Annotated in this window: 15 protein-coding genes; 10 read left to right on the top strand and 5 right to left on the bottom strand. The window is 43.7% G+C overall.

Annotated features, from left to right (window positions below):
• Positions 1 to 87: 87 nt before the first annotated feature.
• A complete protein-coding gene (locus R7E47_RS07895) occupies positions 88 to 1,629 on the bottom strand; it encodes a long-chain fatty acid--CoA ligase (protein WP_318084027.1) in 1,542 nt (513 codons plus the stop codon).
• Positions 1,630 to 2,172: 543 nt separating this feature from the next.
• Between R7E47_RS07895 and R7E47_RS07890 the strand changes: the two genes are divergently transcribed.
• From R7E47_RS07890 to R7E47_RS07855, 8 genes are all read left to right on the top strand, one after another.
• Positions 2,173 to 3,432 carry a dicarboxylate/amino acid:cation symporter gene (locus R7E47_RS07890; protein ID WP_213891790.1) on the top strand — a complete coding sequence of 420 codons (1,260 nt, stop codon included), beginning with the start codon at positions 2,173 to 2,175 and terminating at the stop codon, positions 3,430 to 3,432.
• Positions 3,433 to 3,588: 156 nt separating this feature from the next.
• Positions 3,589 to 4,773: an acyl-homoserine-lactone synthase gene (locus tag R7E47_RS07885; RefSeq protein ID WP_318084025.1), complete on the top strand. Its 1,185-nt coding sequence runs from the start codon at positions 3,589 to 3,591 to the stop codon at positions 4,771 to 4,773.
• Positions 4,766 to 7,306 carry a hybrid sensor histidine kinase/response regulator gene (locus tag R7E47_RS07880; protein WP_318084023.1) on the top strand — a complete coding sequence of 847 codons (2,541 nt, stop codon included), beginning with the start codon at positions 4,766 to 4,768 and terminating at the stop codon, positions 7,304 to 7,306. Before R7E47_RS07885 ends, R7E47_RS07880 begins: the two co-directional genes overlap by 8 nt.
• A 111-nt stretch (positions 7,307 to 7,417) precedes the next feature.
• Entirely contained in the window at positions 7,418 to 7,660 is a 243-nt protein-coding gene (locus tag R7E47_RS07875; protein WP_005376770.1) for a hypothetical protein, read from the top strand.
• Positions 7,661 to 7,859: 199 nt separating this feature from the next.
• Positions 7,860 to 8,423, top strand: a complete 564-nt coding sequence (locus R7E47_RS07870) for a septation protein A (RefSeq protein WP_005376769.1) — start codon at positions 7,860 to 7,862, stop codon at positions 8,421 to 8,423.
• A 225-nt stretch (positions 8,424 to 8,648) separates the two neighbouring features.
• Positions 8,649 to 9,044 carry an acyl-CoA thioester hydrolase YciA gene (yciA, locus tag R7E47_RS07865; RefSeq protein ID WP_005376768.1) on the top strand — a complete coding sequence of 132 codons (396 nt, stop codon included), beginning with the start codon at positions 8,649 to 8,651 and terminating at the stop codon, positions 9,042 to 9,044.
• 115 nt (positions 9,045 to 9,159) lie between these two features.
• Complete coding sequence (locus R7E47_RS07860; protein ID WP_005376766.1) at positions 9,160 to 9,456, top strand: YciI family protein; 297 nt, start codon at positions 9,160 to 9,162, stop codon at positions 9,454 to 9,456.
• Between the two features lie 3 nt (positions 9,457 to 9,459).
• Positions 9,460 to 9,852 (top strand): GspS/AspS pilotin family protein, encoded by a 393-nt coding sequence (locus R7E47_RS07855; protein ID WP_005386726.1) that lies wholly within the window; start codon positions 9,460 to 9,462, stop codon positions 9,850 to 9,852.
• A 133-nt stretch (positions 9,853 to 9,985) separates the two neighbouring features.
• Here the strand turns inward: R7E47_RS07855 and metE are convergent, their stop codons facing one another.
• Positions 9,986 to 12,268 carry a 5-methyltetrahydropteroyltriglutamate--homocysteine S-methyltransferase gene (gene metE, locus R7E47_RS07850; protein WP_318084021.1) on the bottom strand — a complete coding sequence of 761 codons (2,283 nt, stop codon included), beginning with the start codon at positions 12,266 to 12,268 and terminating at the stop codon, positions 9,986 to 9,988.
• A gap of 281 nt (positions 12,269 to 12,549) precedes the next feature.
• On the opposite strand from metE, the gene metR reads away from it, so the two are divergent.
• The gene (gene metR / locus R7E47_RS07845) at positions 12,550 to 13,461 is read left to right on the top strand and encodes an HTH-type transcriptional regulator MetR (RefSeq protein ID WP_005386724.1); all 912 of its coding nucleotides are present in this window, start codon (positions 12,550 to 12,552) and stop codon (positions 13,459 to 13,461) included.
• 21 nt (positions 13,462 to 13,482) lie between these two features.
• Here the strand turns inward: metR and R7E47_RS07840 are convergent, their stop codons facing one another.
• From R7E47_RS07840 to R7E47_RS07830, 3 genes are all read right to left on the bottom strand, one after another.
• A complete protein-coding gene (locus R7E47_RS07840) occupies positions 13,483 to 13,683 on the bottom strand; it encodes a DUF4250 domain-containing protein (protein WP_005376762.1) in 201 nt (66 codons plus the stop codon).
• Positions 13,684 to 13,835: 152 nt separating this feature from the next.
• The gene (locus R7E47_RS07835) at positions 13,836 to 14,546 is read right to left on the bottom strand and encodes a hypothetical protein (protein WP_165935360.1); all 711 of its coding nucleotides are present in this window, start codon (positions 14,544 to 14,546) and stop codon (positions 13,836 to 13,838) included.
• An 86-nt stretch (positions 14,547 to 14,632) separates the two neighbouring features.
• Positions 14,633 to 17,089, bottom strand: coding sequence for an EAL domain-containing protein (locus tag R7E47_RS07830; protein WP_318084019.1), 2,457 nt, complete (start codon positions 17,087 to 17,089; stop codon positions 14,633 to 14,635).
• A gap of 425 nt (positions 17,090 to 17,514) precedes the next feature.
• Between R7E47_RS07830 and R7E47_RS07825 the strand changes: the two genes are divergently transcribed.
• Entirely contained in the window at positions 17,515 to 19,848 is a 2,334-nt protein-coding gene (locus R7E47_RS07825) for a YgiQ family radical SAM protein (RefSeq protein ID WP_169628527.1), read from the top strand.
• The last annotated feature ends 20 nt before the right edge of the window (positions 19,849 to 19,868 follow it).

Genomic DNA, 19,868 nt, shown 5'->3' with positions numbered 1-19,868 from the left:
AAAAACCTTATGCATCTAATTGGTCAAGAGCACAACACCATTTGCACTTAGGCAAGTGGCGCTGTGACACAAAAACCATTGAATTGACTAAGCTATATTCAATTCAGATTTCAACTCACGTTTCAAAATCTTTCCTGTCGCACTCATCGGGAGGTGTTCACGAATTTCGACATAACGAGGATATTTAAACGAGGCTAATTGCTCTTTACCCCACTTTTGTAATGAATCGGCGTCAATGTATTCTTTTGGTTTAAGTACAACGTAGGCTTTTATCTCTTCGCCATACTCTTCATTTAGAATCCCTATCACCGCGACCATTGAAACGGCAGGATGAGTCATGAAAACTTCTTCAATTTCTCTGGGATAAACATTAAATCCACCTCGAATGATCAGATCTTTCATTCTATCGACAATAAATAAATTACCTGAACTGTCAAAGCGGCCCACATCACCAGTATGGAACCAACCATTTTGTAGCGCAGATTCAGTAACTTCTGGGCGGTCAAGATATCCCTTCATAACATTATGACCACGCACAACAATCTCACCTTCTTCGCCTATCGGTAGTGCATTGCCTTCAATGTCGATAACTCTTACTTCGACGCCTTGAACCGGTTGACCTACCGAGCCTGGTATTCGCTCCTGATCTAAATGATTAAAACATGCAATAGGACTTGTCTCCGACAACCCGTATCCTTCTAAGATCGGCACATTAAATGTTTCTTCAAAGGTTCGAAAGATTTCGGTTGGTAATGGCGCACCACCGCTTACTGCAACACGCAATGACGAGGTATCAAATTGATGCTGCACATGAAGCAGACCGATGTACATCGTTGGCACACCAGCAAATATCGTCACCCTATGTTTTTCCACCAGCTCAAGAACATGTTTAGGCTCAAACCTAGGCACTAACACCAATGTTGCCCCGCCCAAAACACTAGCATTTAAGTGGACGGTTTGACCAAATGTATGAAATAAAGGCAAAGTTACTAAGTGAATATCATCGGCCTGGCTGCCCATAATGTTTTGTGCCACCAGAGCGTTCATTATGATGTTCTGCTGAGTCAGTTCAGCGCCTTTTGGTAAGCCTGTCGTCCCTGATGTATACAAAATCACACATGTATCATCCGCATTACGCGGTATATAATCCGGCAACGGTTGGACATCGGCTATAAACGCATTGAGAGTTATTACACCATTCCAATAGCTTTCATCTTGAGATTGAGTCAATACGACTATGCCTTCGCATGTATCGACTTGTTCAAAGGCTTTGACACCCTCTTTTGCCATTGGCAGTTCTTTCGTCCCTTCAAAGCAGAAATAAAACTTCGCTTTTGAATCTTCTAAGTGATACTTAATTTCTCGCGCTTTCAAAAGCACATTTAATGGGACTGCAACCGCGCCAGCTTTTTGTATTGCATAATAAACAAACGCGAAAAAAGGAATGTTTGGGCATGAAATCGCAACGCGGTCACCTGGCTTTACGCCTTTATTGATTAAAGACGCTGCGATCTTGCCGGCGATCGCATCAAACTGCGCATAATTTATCTTTTCAGTGCCACATATCAACGCCGTTTTATCTGGTTTACTCGCAGCATTTCTTTGTAACGCAGCAGCAAGATTCATCATAGTCTCTTCACCTCTTACTTGTCTTTCTCGTCTAATCAGCTCAGGAGCATTAACTAAGCAAGTTATCTCTAACACTGGATCGTCAGCATTTGAGTCTCACCAGTCATTACAATTTAACATTATGTTTACAACGCAATTAGAGCCAAGAATGTAAAGCAATTAACATTTCAGAAGGCAAATTAATAAAAGTGTGAGCTTGAAAGAGATGAATTGTTATAAATATCAACCCAAGTCACTAAAAACTCTGACTGCAATAGCAAATACAAAAGCGGTTAAAATTAACAAAAAGAAAACAAATAAAGAAAAATAAACTTGAACAATCCTAAGCGCAACCCTTATAAGAAAAATCAATAGCAAACGTTTGCTATTGAACAAAACTTTATCGTTCGTCAATAAAATATCGATTAATCCATCAATAATACCTTGCTGCATATTGCCAATTGTAAACGATAAGTGTAAAAAGCAAGGCGAGATAATTATCCGTAAATCCATTTATGGTTAGTGGGTAATTTTAGGATTTTACATTTTATTAGCACAGAGGTTATGGAAGTGTTAAAAGAAAAGAGTTTGCTAAACAACATTGGCGTACAAGTCGTAATCGCCATGATCGTGGGCACAGCCGTTGGTGCCATGATGGGTCATGATGCGACAGTGTTCGCTCCTTTAGGTGCTATCTTTATCAACTTAATCAAAATGTTGGTTATTCCTTTGGTCGCTGTAGCCTTGATTTCTGGCGCCGCTGGTCTTGGGAACAGCCAGTCAGCAGGTAAAGTTGGCATCGTCACTCTAGGTTATTTTGGTTTAACATCCGCCCTAGCCGTTGCGCTTGCACTATTTATGGGTGAAGTATTCCAACCAGGCATGGGTATCGACGTCTCTGGCGTTGAAGGCATGTTCTCAGCAGAATACGCTTCAAAAGGTGAACTACCTACTTTCTGGGCAACCATCACTGGTATGATCCCAACCAACGTTTTCCAATCACTAAATGAAGCAAACATCCTACAGATCCTCGTTTTCTGTATGTTCTTTGGTATTGCGATTTCTAAGCAAGCAAAAGAGCGTCGTGAACCAATCATCAATGGTGTTAACTGCATCGTTGACGCAATGGTTTGGATGATCAACAAAGTAATGATCATTGCACCTATCGGTGTATTTGGTCTGATGGCAGAAGCCGTCGGTACGTTCGGTTTTGGTGCACTAATGGTGGTGTTTAAACTGTTCGTTGTTTACGTTGCCGCCATCCTAATCTTCGGTTTCGTTGTTTACCCAGCAATGGTGCATGTTTTCACGAAGACATCTGCGAAGAAATTCCTGTCTTCAATGAAGAAACCGCAAGCAGTTGCGCTTTCAACAGCGTCTTCTATGGCAACACTGCCTGTTACAATGGACACCTGTGAAAAAGAGCTGGGCGTAAAAAATTCAACTGCATCATTTGTTCTGCCTCTAGGCGCAACGATCAACATGTCAGGTAATGCGATTTACTATGGCTTGGTTGCTATCTTCTTTGCTCAACTGTTCGATATCGATCTAGGCATGGGCGCTTACATTGCAATTATCGTAACGTCTACATTGGGTGCGGTTGGTCAAGCGGGTGTTCCTGGCCCTTCTTTCCTAGTGGTTGCCGTGCTTCTTGCCGCTGGCATTCCAATTGAAGGTCTACCGCTGCTATTCGCTCTTGACCGTATTTTCGATATGATTCGTACAGCACTGAACATCACAGGTGATGCTGCATGTGCAGTTATCGTTGATGCGCTAATTGAAGAAGAAACGGCAGAAGCTGAGCTAAAAAAGCAAGAAGCCTAACCCTTTCTTGAATAGACCAAAAACCGCTCATAATGAGCGGTTTTTTTGTCTTTTCTTGCATTACGTAACTATACAAATAGAAACCGATGGCATAAATTTTTCAAAATGATATAAACCATTACAAAATATAACAAAACGTTAGAGCTAGGTTATATCATGAGTCTTGAGCAATCTTTGGAATATCTCACCAAAATAAATTTGCCGATCGAATCAAAGCAGCAGGCCCTGGTTGACTCAGTTATTCTTACCCTGACGAAACAAAAACGAGATGCTCTTTTTCAACAGGTTGCTCTGTATCGAATAAAACTGCTTAAATCTCTCTTTCCTAAACACGCATCAAAAAGTCTTTCTGCACTATTTGAGTTAATGGATTATCGAGATTTAGTGCAACAGTATCCGACAGGTTTCTCCAAAGAGATTCGTTTACTTGAACAACTTGCCGCAGATTGTTACCCGCATTGGATGGTTTTCTGGTGTCAATGCGAGATCGAAGCAATCAAGCAAAAATATCCTTCAAACGAAGCGGCGATTCCTACTCCGCTTCCGTTTGACGACCACAGCTATACTAGCGTGTTAATTGAAGATATCGCAGATTGCGATCTTGAGGTAATGCTGCCAAATCATGCAGCGTTAATGCCGATTTCCGAAGCGATCACACTGAGTAATCTTGAGCTTTTCGTCCAAACTGAACAATGGTTTGAAATCTTGCCTCTTTTATCACTCTCGCAAAAAGGGCAGCACTTTGCCCTCTTGCTCAAATCGTCATCTTCACCAATCATGGTCTCCTCCGCTTTAGTGCAAAGCTGGCATCAACAAAATAACTGGCTCAGTTACTCACCACAGTTTAGTAACGAACAATGGCAGTTTTGCTTTCCTAATCATGGGTACAGTGTTCTCAATCAACTGGGTATTTTGGAGTGTCGTGCTCTAACTCATGAGCACACTCTTATTGAGTTTGATGCTCAGTTTCAATCTCGTGTAAAGAACAGTGAAGCGGTTTGCGAAGTACTGCGTCTTACGGTGGGAGGCAACATTCAACAAAAGCTGTATTTTTTGTATCTGGCGCAAAAAACTATGATGAGCGAGCTCTATAAAGCAGGCTATAAGCTCGGCTTTACCATTATTGAGCAAGTATTTATGTTAAATTTCTATCAATCTATTGATTTAAGTGCCTACTTTCACTCAGGATACCGCGACATTAACGGTGACGGTACCAAGACATACCGCGGTTTCTGGAATTTAGGTATGATGGTTGAAGCATTTCAAGACATACAATTTCGCGACTACAAACATTGCGTACGAACAAAAAGAATGGATAAAAAGGTGAATGAGCATGCTTGATGTTCATTTGCACGGTCTCTTTTACCCAAAAGCAATGGCATTGTACGCGACTGTACTAATAGTATTCGCTTGGCTACTGTATTACTGCTATCGCCTAAAACAGAAGAGTGAATCAATCTTAGGCTCGCATCACGCGCCTTACATCGCTTATTCCAGCTGTATCATTGTTTGGATAAGCAGCAACGCCTATTTCCATACCGATTTATTGCCAGAATTAGGCTCTGTTGGTGGCATTTTTATGGCTAAGTTAGCGAACTTAGCGTCTTTTTTCGCCTTTGCGTTTGCATTCTATTTTTCTTGCCAGTTAACCGCAGATGTTAAAAAAACAGCGGTCAAAGTCTGGCAAAAAGTCGTCTTTGTCGCACTAGCAACGTATTCACTGTACATCAACTTAGTGCCGAATCTTACTGTCGAAAATGTCACCATTAGTGGTCCAAGCCAGTTCGTCATTGAATTTGGCCCACATACCTCATATTTTTTCATTAGTTTGCTAGCTTTCGTGGTACTAACGCTGCTTAACTTGATTGCCATGCGCGCGAACAGCAGCAAGCTCACGCTAGCAAAAAGCAACTATATGATCGCTGGCATTTTGGTATTCATGTTATCTACTGCAGTGATACACCTTGGAATGACGTATTTCCTTGGCGACTTCTCCCTAACTTGGTTACCACCAGCACTTTCAATCAGCGAAATGTTGTTTGTCGGCTATGCCCTACTTACCTCTCGCTTCTACAGCGCTAAATATCTCACGTACTTAACGGTAAGCGCGCTCTTAGTCTGCGCAATTTTCGTTCTGCCGCTAGGGGCGATATTTATTCCTATCTCTGAAGATAACCAATGGCTTGTTGCGGTACCTTTATGCGCGCTTATCGGTATCACTTGGCACTTGCTTTTTAAGCGAGTCAGTCGTTTCGCTTCATATTTTATTTATGGGAAACGACACACTCCCGTTCAGCAAATCCTTGGGTTAGAGGAAGAGTTTAAACGCTCAATAGATGATGCTATGCGTCAGTTGGCATCGTTACTTAACATACCAAACAACAAGCTACAGCTAGTCACTAGCAATTACACAGAAACGTTTTACGAAGAGTACCTGCCGTCAAGCAAGTCAGTTCTCGTGCTTGATGAGTTGTCTGAAGAAATTGATTATGCCTCCTCTTCTAAAGGGTCTATGAGAAAGCTCTACGAGCGTATGCGCTCAAGCAATACTGCGCTCGTTATGCCTCTCTTCGGTCGTGGAAAATCTGTTACTCACTTGCTGATTTCTTCACATAAAATAGATAATAAGCTGTTTTCTAATGAAGAAATCTCAGCTCTGCAAACGTTATTAGTTCGCATCCAGAGCACCATTGAAGCCGATAGAAAGGTACGCCAAAGCCGTGCGCTGGCTAACTCCATTGCACATGAAATGCGTAACCCTCTCGCTCAAGTACAATTACAATTTGAAGCTTTAAAACAGCATATAGAGTCAAACGCCTCACTGGATACGCTAAAAAGAGAAATTGATAAAGGTGAAGCCGCTATACAACGCGGTCGACAACTTATCGATATTATTTTACGAGAAGTTAGCGACAGTTCACCAGAGCATGAGCCTTTAGCTCTCACTTCCATACATAAAGCCATCGAACAAGCAGTAAGCCGTTATGGTTTTGAAAACGATCAAATAATAGAGAGAATTAACCTGCCACAGGCACACGATTTTGTCGCGAAGTTAAATGAGACCCTGTTTAACTTTGTCATTTTCAATTTGATTCGTAACGCTATCTACTATTTTGATTCTTATCCCGACAGTCAAATTGAGATTCGTACCCAGACGGGGGCTTACGAAAACATTCTGATCTTCCGAGATAGTGGGCCAGGTATAGATAGCAGTATCTTACACAAGATATTTGATGACTTTTTCTCGTATCAAAAAAGCGGAGGCAGTGGCTTAGGTTTGGGCTATTGCCAACGTGTTATGCGCTCCTTCGGAGGACGAATAGAGTGCCAGTCTGAATTGAACGAGTTCACAGAATTCTACTTGTATTTCCCAGTCGTACCAAACGCACCAAAACCAGAGACATTAAGAGCACCGGACTTTGATAGCTGGAAAGCAACTGCATCACATTCTGAAAATCATTCAGCTCAACACGTACAAGTATGTAAAGATGCACCAACAGTGCTCATTGTTGATGACAAAGAGGTGCAACGCACCTTGGTACAGATGTATTTAAAAAGATTGGGAGTCAACAGCTTACAAGCAAATAATGGAGCCTCTGCGGTAGAACTATTCCACTCTCACAAGATTGATCTCGTTCTTATGGATGTCCAAATGCCGGTAATGAATGGATTTGACGCAAGCCAACGGATTAAGCAAATCACATCCTCCGTTCCAATCATTGCCTTATCTGGTGAGTCTGGAGCTAGAGAGTTGGAGCTAATTTCGAAACTCATGGATGACAGACTCGAAAAGCCCACCACGTTAAATGCACTTCAAGTCGTCATCCAAAGATGGCTACAGAACGAGAATTTTGCACCTTCCAACACTTTTTAATCTGCAAATATAGAATTGGCACTAGATGTGCATTATTGGAGTAAATCGAATTATCCAGAAGGTCAAGCAGGCTACAAAAGAGTAGCGTATGAGCTTGATAAGGAGATCGCCATGTTACTTCATCGACATACATACTACGGCCTGATTCATCATGGAATCAAAACACTGTTACTTGATCGCTTAGGCCACTATACAGAAGAAGAGTATCATCAATATCTGAGCCTGATGACTGGTAAATCCACTTGCTTCACGATGTCTCTCGAAGAGCTAGAAGCAACGGTCGATAACTTACTACGGGAAGGCTATTTAGAAGATGTAAAAACGCTTATTTCCCAATATCAACGTGTTGCTTAAGGTTTAAAACTCTCAACTTTATTGCCGCCTCATCGCGGCAATTTTTATTCCTTCCATATGCTGTTTCGACATGGAAGAAGCTTGCGGGCTGTACGATATACTAAGCGTTACTATTCTTACCTTAACTTCCTCAGTATTCACATCTTGTCAGATTCCGTTAGACTGTCTTCAATTCAACAATTAGGTAGATTTTGCCATCATGAAGCAGATCCTAGACTTTATACCACTCATCGTTTTCTTCGCTTTATACAAGCTGTACGACATCTACGTGGCGACAGGTGCACTGATCGTAGCAACAGCCATTCAGCTTGTCGTCACCTATGCGCTGTATAAGAAAGTCGAAAAGATGCAGCTAATAACATTTGTTATCGTCACTATCTTCGGCGGCATGACCCTTTTCTTCCACGACGACAATTTTATAAAGTGGAAAGTCACCATCATTTACGCGATTCTGGCGATTGGCTTAGCAGTGAGCCACGCATTGGGAAAATCAGCCATCAAAGGTATGCTAGGCAAGGAAATTACGTTACCTGACGCTGTTTGGGCAAAGATTAACTGGGCTTGGGTTGGCTTCTTCTCATTCTTCGCTGGCCTAAACATTTATATTGCTTACGAATTGCCGTTGGATGTTTGGGTTAACTTCAAAGTATTTGGAATGTTGATCGCGACATTTGCCTACATGATTGCGACTGGCTTTTACATTTATAAACACATGCCAAAAGAACAAAAAAATAACTCATCCGATGTGTCCACTGATGATTAAAAACTCAGTTTTGCTATAATCCGCGACTTCACAGCGACCTTAGGGTCGCTGTTTTGCTCCATGTATCAGTAAACCGCTCAAACAACGTACCGTTTTCAGACCATTCTTGCTGCTGTAAACCAACTTTCTCTGGTCCGGTATCTGCGGTTTTTTAAGGACCTTTGGTTCTAGGTATTTACTATGTTGGCGCTTAGTTTGAGCGCCTTTAAGATTTAGGATGTCACAATGAGTCAAGAAATTAGCTCTCCGAAAGGTCAAATGCTGCTTCGTACCCTTGCAATGCCTGCAGATACAAACGCCAATGGCGATATTTTTGGCGGTTGGATAATGTCTCAGCTCGACTTAGCGGGCGCGATTCTGGCAAAAGAGATCTCTTGTGGTCGCGTTGTCACCGTTTCGGTATCAAGCATTACGTTCAAAAAACCTGTTGGTGTGGGCGATGTCGTATGCTGCTACGGCGAATGCACTAAGATCGGCCGCACATCCATGAGTGTCGATTTGGAAGTATGGGTCAAACCCGTCAAAGCTCACGGTGTTGGCGAACGCTTCATGGTTTGTGATGCGACCTTCAACTACGTAGCCATTGACAGTGAAGGTAAACCACGTCCGGTTCAGAATTAGTCAACCTACAACGCTAACAGTTAGAAAGGATCTCACATTTTCTGTTGTTCACTTGTGAGAGACACAAAAAAGGCGTTAAATTAACACTTTACCCTACCAATTAAGGAACTATGCTATGTGGTATGTCATCTTTTCACAGGACGTTGAGAACTCGTTGGAAAAACGCATGAGCGTTCGCCCACAACACTTGGATCGCTTACAAAAGTTACAAGACGAAGGTCGCCTTCTTACAGCTGGTCCGATGCCTGCGATAGATTCTGACAATCCTGGTGAAGCTGGATTTACGGGCTCAACTGTCATCGCTGAATTCGCCTCGCTAGAGGATGCTAAAGCGTGGGCAGAAGCCGATCCTTACGTAGCGGCTGGTGTTTACGATAATGTAATCGTGAAACCGTTCAAAAAAGTGTTTTAATTTATGAAAAAATTACTGTGTCTTTTCTTGGTATTTGGTGCTCTGGCTGGCTGTTCATCAACCGATGATAATCAGCGGCAACTTGAGCTTATGGCATCAAACCGAGCAGGAGTCTTGTCAGCGGGCCTCCCTTTAGAGTACGGTCCACTGCAAATAATGCGTGTCTCATCCAACAAAAATGTTGTAGAGATGATGATGATTTATAACGATGGCGCACTCGGTGCAAAGCCGTTAAATCAAGTACTGAATACCAGTATCTATACCTATTGCAGCAACCCAGAAGTTCGCAAGCAAATTGATATGGGCTTGATGTATCGTATTAAGGTACGTAATTCTCGCGGTCAGTTGATGGCAGATGAGTTGGTTTCCGCACAGACTTGTACTCAGGTGAAGTAGCTACAGTAATTTTTGTTGCTTTCGGCATGAGACGATGATTCGCTATTATTGGATAATCTGAAAACGAAAGTTAACAGTTAAGAATAGAAAAACGGAGATCACAGTCTCCGTTTTTATTTGCTGCAACGATGTGTTACGCCAGCTCAGCACGGAGCTTCTTCGCCGCTGAAACCAGATTTGCCAATGCGGCTTCTGTCTCCTTCCAGTTTCGTGTTTTCAGCCCACAATCAGGATTTACCCACAAACGTTGAGCCGGAATTTTTTCTGCCGCTTTCTTGATTAAACCTTCAATCCATTCTTCCGTAGGAATGTTTGGTGAGTGAATGTCATAAACACCAGGGCCAATTTCGTTCGGGTAATTGAACTCTTCAAATGCTTTCAGCAGTTCCATATTTGAGCGAGATGTTTCAATGGTAATGACGTCCGCATCGAGTGCCGCAACCGAATCAATGATTTCATTGAACTCGCTGTAACACATATGAGTGTGAATCTGAGTTTCTGGTTTTGCACTTGCCGCAGAGACCTTAAAGGCATTTACGGCCCATTCTAAGTACGCTTTGTGATCGCGTTTTTTTAGTGGTAAACCTTCTCGAATGGCTGGCTCATCAATTTGAATGATATTGATGCCTGCATCTTGCAGGTCAGACACCTCATCACGCAGTGCCAAAGCAAGTTGCTGCGCAATTTCTTGACGTGTGATGTCTTCACGTGGGAACGTCCAACATAAAATCGTTACTGGTCCAGTCAACATGCCTTTCATCTGTTTGCGGGTTAGCGACTGGGCGTACGTCGACCATTCAACCGTGATCGGTTTTTCACGTTCAATGTCAGCAACTACAATGGCAGGTTTCACACAGCGAGAGCCATAACTCTGTACCCAACCAAATTTGGTCGTTTGAAAACCCGCCAAGTTCTCAGCGAAGTATTCCACCATGTCGTTACGCTCTGCTTCGCCGTGAACAAGCACATCTAGGTCGAGCGCCTCTTGACGTTTTACTGCGTCAGCAATATGTCCTTTAAGTGCTTGGATATATTCAGACTCAGATAATTGACCTGTACGATAAGCGCTGCGCTGCACCCGGATTTCACCCGTTTGAGGAAAAGAGCCGATTGTCGTTGTTGGCAACAAAGGCAAGCCCAATACTTCAGCTTGATGCGCAGCACGCTCTGCATAAGGTGCGCTGCGCTCGGCAAGTGACGCGGTAATGTTGTTTAAACGCGCTTGTACTTGAGGTTTATTCACATGTGTTGCTGTCTTGCGCGCTTTGATTGTCTGGCTATAGGTATCACAAGCGAGAATCGCATTTTGATCACCATCGAGCGCTCGGCCAAGCAAGGCGACTTCTGCCACTTTTTGTTTTGCAAAGGCAAACCAACTTTTTACTTCTTCGCTCAGTTCTGTTTCCAGTGCTAAATCAACAGGGCTATGTAGAAGAGAACATGAACTGGCAACCCAAAGTTTGTCGCCCAGTTTCTCTTTGACTGGCTGTAGACGCTCGAGTTGGGCACTTAAATCCGAACGCCACACGTTACGACCATTCACAACGCCAGCAGAAAGCACCCACCCCTCCGGTAACTTGGCAACCACATCGTCAAGCTGCTGAGGGACGGCAGATAAATCGATATGCAAACCATCCACCGGTAGCTCTACAATTTTGTCTAGCGTATCGCTTACGGAGTCAAAGTACGTCGTTAGCAGCACTTTTACATCGCTTCGAATCACTTGGTAGGCCAGCTTAAACGAATCAGCCCATTTGCTTTCTAGCTCCAGTGACAAAATTGGCTCATCAATCTGAACCCACTCAACACCTTGACTTGCTAGCTTTGCCAAAATAGCTTGGTAAGCAGTAAGTAAGCGTGGTAGCAGGGTTAAGCGGTCAAACCCTTCTTCGACCTCTTTGCCCAAGTAAAGGTAACTGACTGGGCCAAGCAAAACAGGCTTCACTTGGTGGCCAGCTTGAAGCACTTCGTTGACTTCTTCAAACAGTTGCGGCCAGCTCACTTCAAACGTATCGTCCTTGCTGAACTCAGGGACAATGTAATGGTAGTTTGTGTTGAACCATTTGGTCATATCCGATGCCGCAGCGCCCGCACAGCTGCAACCCGCCTGAGATTGACCGCGACCCACTTTGAACAACGTATCCAGGTTAGGGAAACCATCAGCGTGACGCTTTGGCACATGACCCAATAGCAACGTGGTCGTCAGTACATGATCGTACCAAGCGAAGTCGCCAGCGGTGGCAAAACTCAGACCAGCATCCGTTTGTGTTTGCCAGTTTTTGGCGCGTAGATCTGCCCCAACCTTTTTAAGCTCAGCTTGATCAATTTCTCCTCGCCAGTATTTCTCCTGAGCGAATTTTAATTCTCTTTTTTCACCAATGCGTGGATAACCTAGTATGTGAGTCGTTGTCGCCATGTCCCTATTCCTTTCTCAATTTTGTTCAATTTGTTTGGATCAGAGCATCTTTCGGTAAAGAATAAGATGTCTGGATGGCTAAACTATCGCTCTCATCTGATATTAGAACAACGTCCATTTATTCAACTTGTTTATTAAAAAAATTCATCATGAAGCGACATGATTCGCAAATAAAAACAACAAATAGACGTCTAGACGTTTACATATCCATTTTTTGTCGTTAAGTTATTTACACGATTGCTATTCTGTTCATAGCGAGCAACAAAGGATGAAAAGAATTCATGATAGAGCTAAAACATTTGCGGACACTCACTTCGCTTCGAGACACTGGCTCTCTAACGGCGACAGCGACCGCTTTGCATCTCACTCAGTCGGCACTGTCTCATCAGATCAAAGATTTGGAGGCGCGAATTGGAGGGCAACTGTTCCTGAGAAAGACTCGTCCGGTGAAGTTCACTTCAGAGGGAGAAATCCTATTGCGTCTTGCAGAAGATATCCTTCCGAAACTCGCAAGAGCAGAAAATGATTTAGCGAGCTTGAAAGAGGACGTCAATGGCCGATTACATATGGCCATTGAATGTCACTCTTGCTTCCAATGGCTAATGCCTGCACTTAGGGAGTACCAACTTGCTTGGCCTAGCGTAACATTGGACTTTTCCTCTGGTTTTGGCTTTGAACCACTCCCAGCTCTATTGGCAGGCGAACTCGATCTCGTTATTACTTCCGATATCCAACCTCGATCCGAAGTCCACTACGAGCCTCTATTCGACTTTGAAATGCGTTTAATTACCGCAACCAACCACCCATTGGCGGAAAAAGAAATTATTGAGCCGCAAGATCTCGCAGATCAAACCATGCTCTCTTATCCGGTTCAAAAACAAAGGCTAGACGTCGTAAAACACTTTCTTCAGCCAGCAGGAATAGAACCTGCGAAATGGAAGCAAGCCGACAACACTCTCATGTTAGTTCAGATGGTCTCTGCTGGATTAGGGGTGGCGGCACTACCCAATTGGGCGATTTCTGAATTTTCTCGCCAAGGTCTTATTACCAGTAAACCTTTCGGCCAAGGCTTATGGCGTCGCTTGTTTGCTGCAACGCGTCACTCAGAGAAAGAAAAGCGTTACTTACAAGCTTTTTTCGCAACCGCGAGGCTACAATGTAAAAGCCACCTTGACGGAATCAAGGTGGCTTAAAAGATTTGGGTTATGAAAGGCTTAGCGTTGATATGCTTTAAATTGGTTAGTCAATGGATCGTACTGATAACCGAGCATATCAAGCTTGCCGACTACAGACTCTACATCCATCTCATACACTGATACTAACTCGTCAAAACTGTCGCACTCTAAACGTAGCTTTTCGTTGACGATACCTAGCAAAATAGTGCTGTCCAGATTACCTACATTGCTTAAATCCATCGCGACTCTCCTCTTCGACAAGGTATATAAACAAGCGTAGTAGTAATCACGCGAATTTAAAGTGAGTGCGATCTAAAACGTGATCACCTTATACCCAAGCACCAAGAAAGCACTTGGATATAAGCTGTCTAGCTTTGTCTTTAGAATAGAGGTTAAGCCGCGAGAGAGAATAAACCTTGCAGGCTCGTCATCGACACGAGTGCTAGCAACAAGGCTACGCTCAGTTGCACCTTTTCTGGTTTCTTATGCGTAAAAATATGCCAACACCACACAATAATTGAAGAAATTAGCATAGCTAAAGACAGCAAGATCGGCTTTGTTGCAGCGTTCAGTGCAGCTTCATTTAACTGGTAAGAAGCAAACAACGTTGCGATGACTAATAGCATTCCAGACACAATGCCCGTAACTGGTAAAATGCGGTGAAATGCCTGTAATCTGCTGCGAGATATCGTAAGCAGCAATTGAGAAAATGACGCCCCAAGGAAAAATATCATTAGCGCCATCGCTATCGATGCTGGCCAGCTTGATTGCTCAAATACTTGAATACTCACATACGCAAAGGCCAAACCATTCGCTAAATGCATCGCCCATAGTGGCCCTTTTTCACGCGTTTTCTTGGTTTGAACCTGAGAATAGAAGTAGAAAATAGCAAACACGATCATAAATGCTTCAATGCGAAGTGACGCAACAGCGAGCCACAATACAGCTACTGCTGGCAACATTTTATGAAGACGTCCTCGCTGACCAGGACAAATATCGCCCTTTATTAGAAGCAAAGTCAGTAGCGCTTGTGCGCCAAATAGCATCGGAGGGAAAGTAACCAGCAATTGTTGAATCATGTTGAATGCACGCTCAAAAGTCATTTTGGGGGGCGATAATATCAAATCAACTATCGCCAAACCACCGAAAGTCGGCCCCAAAATGAGCTAAAACGGTAAGACAATTTTATTCACAGAGAAGCAAGATACTTCAACGCGTCTTCCTGCGTTAAAACTCCACGGTACTCTTCTTTGGTATTACACAGTACCCAAGGGAAACGAATCCCGGTTTTAACCAACTCTCGAATAACAGAGACAGGTAAATCCTCATCAACCAACACAAATTCGGTGCTCATTATCTGATTAACAGGACGTTTCCAAATTCGGCTTTCTCGTTCAGTTTCTCGCTCTGTGCCCATCGAGGGCGTTAGGTGTAAATTCACCGTCTCTTTCGTAATTAACCCAACACAACGATTTTCATTGAGAACAACTAAAGGCAAGCTTGGATTCAAATTCATGTACTCCACTGCCAAGGAGAGCGGTTCTCCAGGGTTCATAGACCTGACTTGTTCATGGCTCAAAGATTGCAACACATCACTTTGCTTAGACTCAATCGCGATGTCAGAGAACAGATGCTCATAACTGTCCGCTTTATCCATCAAATCGACAGGCACGGCAGCAGAAAATAGAAAGCCCTGCATGTAATCGACACCGATTTCTGCCAATACTTGAAGTTCTTGCTTAGATTCCACGCCTTCAGCAACCACTTTTACATTCATTTGCTGTGCAAGCTCGGTGACCATTTTCACAATGTTATAGCTGGTGCTCCCTTTATGAATGTTCTTGATGAATTTTCGGTCTATTTTCAGTAAATCAAACTGCCCTTTTTCTAGATAAGAAAAAGAAGAATACCCAGTACCGAAGTCATCAATCGCGATCTCAATGCCCTCTTTCCGCACTTCCTCTAGAGCTCGAGTATGCTCCTCATCTTGTTCAAAATACGCGGTTTCTGTTAGCTCGATAGTTACTCGCCTAGGGTCTACACCACTGGCTTTAATCAAATCATGCGACCGCTGAAGGATCTGAAGAGAATCCAATTTCGTATTGAGGGAGCGATTGATGGTCACGCCCACTTCCTCGCCATAAATTTCTTGTAAGCGCGGAAAGTGCTTCAACGCAGCTTGGCAGACCACATCATCAAGTGCCGCTATGAGTTCTAGATCTTCAATAATAGCGATCATCTTTTGCGTACAATACGCATCATTTTCATCATAGAAGCGTGCGAGAGCCTCGAACTTAACCACGCTTCCGGTTTGAACATCGATAATCGGTTGAAAGTAAACGTCCACTAGCCCACTCTCTATTTGTGCCTCCAAAAACGCCTCGAGATGTTGGCGCTTCACTAATTCAGAGTGAAGTTCACTGTCGTAAAAGTTGAAATAGCTGCCTTCACCGGAAATAGAGGACAACATCGCTTGCGCTGCATGTGCTAGCGCTTGTCTTGGTCGGTTCGTATCATAGCCAAGGATTGACACACCAGTTTGGCCTTTAACGATAGTGGCATGCATTTTTGTGCCCATTTCATTTCTAAGCTCATTAAAGAACCCTTTCATGGCAATTTGGATCAAACGAACCGGGCTCAACCATTGACAATGAGGGGTCTGCAAGCATACGACAAACACGTCCCGAGATAACTGCCCCGCAATACTGGTGTAGCGACTTCGCATAATAAAATCTGCAAAACCTAATTGCTGTTCAAGCAAGTATCTCTCCGAAAACTTGGGTCTTAGTGTCATAACAATGTTGAGTTCTTTATTTCTGCTTTCATTCGCTAAGGTAGCTAATTGGAGTTCAAATTCTTTCCTCGTCGGTAAAAAGGCAGCCCAATCATGCTGTTGTTCACAACGACTTTTCATCCACAACAACGAAGCAGAAATATCCGTAGAAAATCCGAGATAAAGAATTCGTCCAGAATGAAACGTAAGTCGGTAAATACAAAGATGATGAGCTTGGTTGCTACCGTTTGCTGTTTTGCTCAGCAAGTTACCACACCAACATCCTTCATCATTAATTTGCTGCCACAGCTGATCATAAAACGCTTGGCTATGGTGAGAGGTACTGAAAATATGAGTTTTAAGCCCAACCAGATCTCGGTTTTGATAGCCCATTTGTAACTCAAAGGCACGGTTACAACCTAAGATGCGCGTATCTTCATCGGCAACTAAAACGCCTACATTCGGCAAATCAAAAATCGTTTCGAGGATTGTCGCTAACTCCTCGCAACCAGTGATTGTTAATTGTGGAATGATAGTGCCTTGGATAATGCGCTTATTGAGCCTTTCAAAACTAATAGTCACGTGCACTAAGTTAACGTTTTTTAGCATCATGCAACAAGAAAACCGCCCCCGTCCGCCAAAGAGTTCCACTTCTAGAATTCGTTGTTTTAGCGTTTCTTGTTGCCCCATCAGCATATGATCAAACAAGTTATTTAGGCTGGTTACTGGCGTACTTATCCCAAATGCCTTTGCCATTCCTTGCTGATCACATTCGAACTCGCGAGTATCAATATCGTAAGACCACTCTATAACAGGAGTTAGACTGGAAGTCGTTTGCATTTTTGGATGCACTGTTGTCGTAGATTCACTCATACCCTAGCCCCTTTTTTTGTAATTAGCCCAAGGCTCAAAATTCACAGTCAATTCGCGACATTCCAGTTGGGACCTGCCGATCCTCTTTATAGATGGATTGTGTCAACGATAAGCCTATCGACTTAGAACTATTTCCAGAGCAGCTCAGCCTTTTGCATTTAATATGCACTAATTTGATTATAGGCTTTACCCCATATAAGCACACCATTGCTTATACTTTGTATTAAGATTGCGACATTTTTCATGAACCGATCTATAACCATGAGGCTTTCAAGGTGAAATTAGACAGAAAATCGCCGATAGAGCATTGATATTTTTACAAACCAAATAAAACTCGATGAACTAAGCTGGAATAGATGAGTTTGTTATAGATACCTGATAATCAAATCGCTATAATTCGCGCTCCCTGGAACAGAGAGCAAAATATGACCAATAACATCACTCCTATTCATGAGTACAAAAAATACTGGGCAGAGTGTTTTGGTACGGCACCTTTCTTGCCGACCAGTCGCAAAGAAATGGATGCCCTAGGATGGGATAGCTGTGACATTATCATTGTAACCGGTGACGCTTATGTGGATCACCCAAGCTTTGGTATGGCTATCATTGGCCGCCTGCTAGAAGCACAAGGTTTCCGTGTCGGTATCATTGCTCAACCAGAATGGCAAAATAAAGATGCGTTCATGCAACTTGGTAAGCCAAATCTGTTCTTCGGGATCACTGCGGGTAACATGGACTCCATGATCAACCGTTACACCGCGGATAAAAAACTTCGTCACGATGACGCGTACACACCGAATAACGAAGGTGGTAAACGCCCAGACCGCGCGACTTTGGTTTACTCTCAGCGTTGTCGTGAGGCTTACAAAGAAGTACCTATTGTTTTAGGTGGTATCGAAGCCAGCCTACGCCGTGTGGCACACTACGATTACTGGTCAGATAAAGTTCGTCGTTCAGTACTGTTTGATGCAAAAGCAGACATCCTACTTTTTGGTAACGCAGAACGCGCACTTGTCGAAGTAGCACATCGCATCGCAAACGGCGAAGACATCAGCACCATGACCAATATTCGTGGTACTGCTGTGAACTTGCCAGCGGCGCCAGAAGGCTACACGGTTATTGATTCTTCTCGCATTGAAAAACCTCGTAAAGAAGCGTTCGTACCAAAGAACCCATACGAAGTAGAAACTCAGTGTGAAACTAAAAAAGACGAGCCAGTTGCACAACCAATCACGATTCGCCCATCACGCCACGATGCTGCGACGACTGCGGTCCGTTTACCTTCGTTTGAAAAGCTAAGAAACGATCGCATTCTTTATGCACATGCAAGCCGTGTATTGCATTTAGAAACGAACCCGTACTCTGGTCGAGCGTTACTTCAAAGCCATGGTGATCGTGAACTTTGGGTAAACCAAGCTCCAATTCCATTGACGACCGAAGAGATGGACTTTGTGTTTGGCCTGCCTTACGCGCGTGTCCCTCACCCTATGTACGGCAAAGCAAAAATTCCTGCGTACGACATGATCAAGACGTCTGTAAACATCATGCGTGGTTGCTTTGGTGGCTGTTCTTTCTGTTCGATTACCGAGCATGAAGGTCGAATCATTCAAAACCGTTCGAAAGAGTCTATCATCAACGAGATTGAAGAAATTCGCGACAAAGTTCCAGGCTTTACCGGCACAATTTCCGATCTTGGTGGCCCGACTGCAAACATGTACCGCCTGGGCTGTAAAGATCCAAAAGCGGAAGCGAACTGTCGTCGTCCTTCTTGTGTATTCCCGGGCATCTGTAACAAGCTAAACACAGACCACAAACACACGATCGATTTATACCGCGAAGCGCGTAAAGTTGAAGGCGTGAAGAAAGTGATGGTTGCATCTGGCGTACGTTACGACCTTGCGATTGAATCACCAGAATACGTGAAAGAGCTCGTGACTCACCACGTAGGCGGTTACTTGAAGATTGCACCGGAACATACAGAGAAAGGTCCTCTTGATCTAATGATGAAGCCAGGCATGGGTACGTACGATCGCTTTAAAGAGATGTTCGAGAAATACAGTGCAGAAGCAGGCAAGAAGCAGTACTTAATCCCTTATTTTATCTCTGCGCACCCAGGCACAGAAGACGAAGACATGCTGAACCTTGCTCTGTGGCTGAAAAAGAACAACTTCGAATGTGACCAAGTACAAAACTTCTACCCTTCGCCAATGTGTAACGCAACGTCGATGTACTACTCAGAGACAAACCCTCTGAAACGCGTGAAGTACAAAAAACGTGAAGATGTACCTGTAGCAAAAGGTGAACGTCAACGTCGCCTACATAAAGCGCTGTTGCGTTATCACGATCCAGCAAACTGGCCAATGATCCGTGAAGCCCTAGTCAGTATGGGTAAAAAACATTTGATTGGTGACAAACAAGGCTGTCTCGTTCCTGCAGAAGACATTGAAGCACAAACACCTGCGCAACGTCGTAAATCTGGTCGTCACGGGGCAAACCGCTTTGCAACCAAACATACCAAAAACCAACCAGGCTTCGGTGGTCATTTGAACAAACGCTCTGAAGGCGGTTCAAAAGATGGTAAACCATCTGGCAACCGTAACGGTTCGGGTAAAGCTACAGGTGGTCAACACCCTGCAAGCAACGGCCAACGTCCTAGCGGCAACGGTGCAAACCGCCCGGCAGGTAGCAAGCCGCAAGGCCAAGGTCGCCCACAAGGACAAGGCAAACCAGCTGGTCAACGTAAACCAAAGCGTCGCTAATTATTTAGAGCTTAAATACT

Origin of the sequence: Vibrio sp. Vb1026, from assembly GCF_033338745.1 — a bacterium.
GTDB classification, from domain to species: Bacteria; Pseudomonadota; Gammaproteobacteria; order Enterobacterales; family Vibrionaceae; genus Vibrio; species Vibrio alginolyticus.
The sequence above is the reverse complement of the archived record's forward strand: the minus strand, read 5'-3'. Positions and strand labels throughout refer to the sequence as shown.

Bases quoted from the DNA above. Each gene is read 5' to 3' on its own strand.
- R7E47_RS07880 (WP_318084023.1), top strand. From the start codon at position 4,766: ATGCTTGATGTTCATTTGCACGGTCTCTTTTACCCAAAAGCAATGGCA.
- metE (WP_318084021.1), bottom strand. From the start codon at position 12,268: ATGGCGACAACGACTCACATACTAGGTTATCCACGCATTGGTGAAAAA.
- yciA (WP_005376768.1), top strand. From the start codon at position 8,649: ATGAGTCAAGAAATTAGCTCTCCGAAAGGTCAAATGCTGCTTCGTACC.
- R7E47_RS07885 (WP_318084025.1), top strand. From the start codon at position 3,589: ATGAGTCTTGAGCAATCTTTGGAATATCTCACCAAAATAAATTTGCCG.
- R7E47_RS07825 (WP_169628527.1), top strand. From the start codon at position 17,515: ATGACCAATAACATCACTCCTATTCATGAGTACAAAAAATACTGGGCA.
- R7E47_RS07855 (WP_005386726.1), top strand. From the start codon at position 9,460: ATGAAAAAATTACTGTGTCTTTTCTTGGTATTTGGTGCTCTGGCTGGC.
- R7E47_RS07890 (WP_213891790.1), top strand. From the start codon at position 2,173: ATGGAAGTGTTAAAAGAAAAGAGTTTGCTAAACAACATTGGCGTACAA.
- metR (WP_005386724.1), top strand. From the start codon at position 12,550: ATGATAGAGCTAAAACATTTGCGGACACTCACTTCGCTTCGAGACACT.
- R7E47_RS07875 (WP_005376770.1), top strand. From the start codon at position 7,418: ATGTTACTTCATCGACATACATACTACGGCCTGATTCATCATGGAATC.
- R7E47_RS07895 (WP_318084027.1), bottom strand. From the start codon at position 1,629: ATGATGAATCTTGCTGCTGCGTTACAAAGAAATGCTGCGAGTAAACCA.
- R7E47_RS07835 (WP_165935360.1), bottom strand. From the start codon at position 14,546: ATGACTTTTGAGCGTGCATTCAACATGATTCAACAATTGCTGGTTACT.
- R7E47_RS07830 (WP_318084019.1), bottom strand. From the start codon at position 17,089: ATGAGTGAATCTACGACAACAGTGCATCCAAAAATGCAAACGACTTCC.
- R7E47_RS07860 (WP_005376766.1), top strand. From the start codon at position 9,160: ATGTGGTATGTCATCTTTTCACAGGACGTTGAGAACTCGTTGGAAAAA.
- R7E47_RS07840 (WP_005376762.1), bottom strand. From the start codon at position 13,683: ATGGATTTAAGCAATGTAGGTAATCTGGACAGCACTATTTTGCTAGGT.
- R7E47_RS07870 (WP_005376769.1), top strand. From the start codon at position 7,860: ATGAAGCAGATCCTAGACTTTATACCACTCATCGTTTTCTTCGCTTTA.